Source organism: Mesorhizobium sp. M4A.F.Ca.ET.020.02.1.1 (genome assembly GCF_004022645.1).
GTDB lineage: Bacteria > Pseudomonadota > Alphaproteobacteria > Rhizobiales > Rhizobiaceae > Mesorhizobium.
In genome coordinates, this window is record NZ_RZOI01000593.1 from 1 (window position 1) to 3,864 (window position 3,864).

Below are 3,864 nucleotides of genomic sequence, written 5' to 3' on the forward strand. Positions count from 1 at the left end.
CTGCGCAAGACCACACCGCGCGTCGCCCGCAAGCCCGACGACGCGGCGGTGATCCTGTTCACCTCCGGTTCCGAAGGCACGCCGAAGGGCGTGGTGCTTACCCACCGCAACATCCTCGCCAACGCCGCCCAGGCCGCCTCGCGCATCGACTTCCACTCGGGCGACAAGGTGTTCAACGTCCTGCCGATCTTCCATTCCTTCGGCATGACGGCGGGCACGGTGCTACCGCTGATCTCGGGCGTGCCGGTCTATTTCTACCCCTCGCCGCTGCACTACCGCATCGTGCCTGAACTGGTCTACGCGTCGAATGCGACGATCATCTTCGGCACCGACACGTTCCTCTCAGGCTATGCGCGCACGGCGCATCCTTACGACTTCCGCTCGGTGCGCTACTGCTTTGCCGGCGCCGAGCCGGTCAAGGCGGCGACGCGCATGACCTATATGGAGAAGTTCGGCCTGCGCATCCTCGAGGGCTACGGCGTGACCGAGGCGGCGCCGGTGATCTCCATCAACACGCCGATGTACAACCGGTCCGGCAGCGTCGGCAAAATCATGCCCGGCATGGAGTATCGGCTGGATCCGGTGCCCGGCGTCGAAAATGGCGGGCGGCTCTACGTGCGCGGCCCGAATGTCATGTCAGGCTATCTGCGGGCCGAGAAGCCGGGCGCGCTCGAGCCGCTGGAAGACGGCTGGCATGACACCGGCGACGTTGTCTCCATCGATGAGGCGGGCTTCATCACCATCCGCGGCCGCGCCAAGCGTTTCGCCAAGATCGGCGGCGAGATGATCTCGCTGGCTGCCGTCGAGGCGCTGGCCGGCGAATTGTGGAAAGGCTCGCTGTCGGCCGTCGCAACCGTGCCGGATGCCCGCAAGGGCGAAAAGCTGATCCTGATCACGGAGGCTGCGAACGCTACCCGCGCGGATTTCCTGGCCTTCGCCAAGGCCAACGGGGCCATGGACCTGATGGTGCCTGCCGAGGTGCGCGTCGTTGCGAAAGTGCCGGTGCTCGGTTCCGGCAAGCTCGACTTCGCCGGCGTGACGAAGTTGGTGCGCGGCGAGGAAGACCTGAAGGTCAAGGCCGCCTGACGCGGATACGCGAACGGGCCGGCGCAAAACGCCGGCCCGCCAGGGCTACTGTCGGCCCGACTTTGCCATTGTTTCGCGCGCGCGGATCGATGGGCAAGGCATCGCGCTTCAGACTATTTTGCCACCTCGTCCAAAGACCTTCTGCAACACGAGCTTCAGCCGCTTGAACTCGTAGCGGCGCCGCAATTTGGCCAGCGTCGCTCGGTGGGCGGCGTCGATTTCGGGCAGCGAATCCGGCGCTGTCGCCTGGGGCAGCGCGAGCAGCGCGTTGGCATGGAGGTCGGCGAAAGGCTGCGGGTCATAAGTAGCGAACGGCGTCGGCGGGTCGCTCAGCACGGTCGGATTGCTGTTGATCTCGAACACTGTGGGCTGGCCGTTGGTCAGCGTGTAGTCGATGCGCCCGTATTGCATACGGGCCTTTTCGAAGACCTGCATCACCCATTCGGCATGTGGGTTCGCGGCAATGTAGGCCCTGATCTCGTCGATATGCGCCGGCAGGAACTCCTCGTTCGAATTCTTGACGAACCAGGATTTCGACATGGCAATATGCTGGGCGTAGATCGTATCGCCGACCCGATAGGCGGCGAATTTCCGGTAGTATCCGTCCGGCCATGGCGCGCCGGTCATCTCCACCACGATCGGCCGCACCAGCCTGCGACCGTCCGGCCGGGCGAGTGCCGCGTCGAGCGCCGTCCGGTCGTGCAAAAGCGGCGGCTCTTCGTAGAGTGCGCCCACCTCGTCGCGGATGAAGACCGGATAGCGCATCGTGTCATCGAGCTGGTCCAGCCTGAACGCGCGAAAAAGGTTGCCGCCATCGTCACCAAGCACACGCAGCAGATCGAAGCGCTGCAGGCTGGCGGTCGGGTGGTTGAGCTGCTTCAGGCCCGCTTGCCGCGCCAGCGCGGCGCTCAGGTCTGATGCCCGCTTCATCTCCTCGGCGGTCAGCCGGTCCATGTCCGACCAGATCACCACGCCGGCGCGAACGCCGCGCAGCAATCCGGCATCCTCATAGCGAACCAGCCGGAACGATGCTTGCAGATCTGTGCGGTGATAGAGAAGCACAACCGCATGCGTGTAAGCGTGCTTTCTATGTGTGACGTAGAATATCAAGCGATTGCGCCCCCCGATCCGCAGAATTGCAAACTGCAGTCTTGCTGACTAGCAAAAAGCTGCTACGCGCCCTATAGCGCATGGGCAAGCCGGGTGGCCGAGAGATGAACGTCGAGAATAATGCGCTTCCAATCCGGAAGCTGGACGCGGACGACATGCCGCTGCTGATGGAGCTTGAAGCTGCCGCCTGGGCCGGCCCGCTGCAGGCCAGCGAGGCGACCATCCGACGCCGGCTGGCGCTTGGCCACACCATGCTGGGGGCGATCGACGGTGACGTGCTTGCCGGCACGCTCTGCTTCACCGAAACCAGCCAGGACCCGCTGGTGCGTGCAGACTTTCCCGCGAATTTCGATGCCTTTGCGTCGCTGCCGCGCAGCGAGCCGGTGCACTCTCTTTATGCCTACAATCTCTGCGTCCGCCCCAGCCACCGCGGCGGCAACACGGCGATCCGGCTGCTGAAAGAGATGGAGCGCCACGGCCACCGCCTCGGCGCGCGCTGGCTGATCGGCGACGGCCGCTGCTCGGCCTATGCCGGCTCATCCGGGGGCGACGACGACCAGGTCAGGGCCGACCCGCGGTTTCGCGCTACCATAGACCGCTGGAACGAGACCGGCATAAGGCCGCCGCTGGAAGAGATTATCCGCGATCCGCTTCTGCGTCTGCACTACCGCGTCTACGACTGCGAATTCCTCTACGTCATTCCGGATTTCTTCCCGCAGGATGCCGCGTCCGGCGGTTTCCGGGTCATCTCGGCCAAGGACCTCAAGAAATGACGTGCGAGCCGGCCGCAGCATGACGGCTCCGTTCTTCGATCCGTTTGCGCTCGGCGACGATCCGTTCGCGCATTTTGCCGAGATGCGCGCACTGGGCGGCATAGCGCGCGGCGCGGCGCCCTATCCCCAACTCGCCGACGCGCATTACGTCTTCAGCCATGAGCTGGTGTCCCGCGTTCTGAAACATCCCGCCCTGCTGCAGGCGCCGCCCGGCAGGTATGAGGAGGTCCGCCGCAAGCTTGTCGACCAGGCGCCAATGGCGCTGCTCAGCCGGTCGGTGATGCTAGCCGATCCGCCGCAGCATGGCGGGCTGCGCCGGCCGGTTGCAGGCTTCCTCTCCAGACCCACCGTCGAGGCGCTGACACAGGGCCTGCGGGCGCTAAGCCGCGAGTTGGTCGACCGGGCGATGGCGGACGGCCGCATCGATGCCGTCGCCGGGCTCGCCGTGCCGGTCTCCTTCTGGCTGCTGCAGGAAATCATGGGCATCGAGATCGAGGATCCATGGGCGTTGAAATCGGTGACCAGCCGCATGGCTGGTGCGTTCGACCTGCGAACAGACCAGCCGCCGGCTGCCAGCGCCGCGGCCTATGGCGAATGCCGGGCCTTTGTCGAGGAGCGGCTGGCGCAACAGGCCTTCCGGCCGGACGGAATGGTCGCCCGCATGGCGCGGGAAGTCGCCGAAGGGCGCTGGTCGCGCGAAGACATGGTGGCCAACGTCGTGTTCATGCTGTTTGCCGGACAGGAGACCGTCGTCGACGCTTTCGGCAACGCCGTGGTCGCGCTGCACCGTTTTCCAGAGCAGCGCACCCTGCTCGAGCGCCGGCTTGTCGACTGGAGCAGCGCCGCCGCCGAATTGCTGCGCTTTGGCGCCTCCGTGCAATACGCGGTCGCGCGC

Annotated in this window: 4 protein-coding genes; 3 read left to right on the top strand and 1 reads right to left on the bottom strand. The window is 65.5% G+C overall.

Annotated features, from left to right (window positions below):
- Positions 1-1,086, top strand: a 1,086-nt coding sequence (locus EN742_RS27370) for an AMP-binding protein (RefSeq protein WP_148670291.1), incomplete at its 5' end; no start/stop codon positions are given.
- 108 nt (positions 1,087-1,194) lie between these two features.
- Here the strand turns inward: EN742_RS27370 and EN742_RS27375 are convergent.
- The gene (locus tag EN742_RS27375) at positions 1,195-2,196 is read right to left on the bottom strand and encodes a hypothetical protein (protein ID WP_127407316.1); all 1,002 of its coding nucleotides are present in this window, start codon (positions 2,194-2,196) and stop codon (positions 1,195-1,197) included.
- A 104-nt stretch (positions 2,197-2,300) separates the two neighbouring features.
- Between EN742_RS27375 and EN742_RS27380 the strand changes: the two genes are divergently transcribed.
- On the top strand, positions 2,301-2,969 hold the full coding sequence (locus EN742_RS27380) for an N-acetyltransferase (RefSeq protein WP_127407315.1): 669 nt from the start codon (positions 2,301-2,303) through the stop codon (positions 2,967-2,969).
- Between the two features lie 19 nt (positions 2,970-2,988).
- A partial coding sequence (locus tag EN742_RS27385) for a cytochrome P450 (RefSeq protein ID WP_148670292.1) occupies positions 2,989-3,864 on the top strand: 876 nt, incomplete at its 3' end.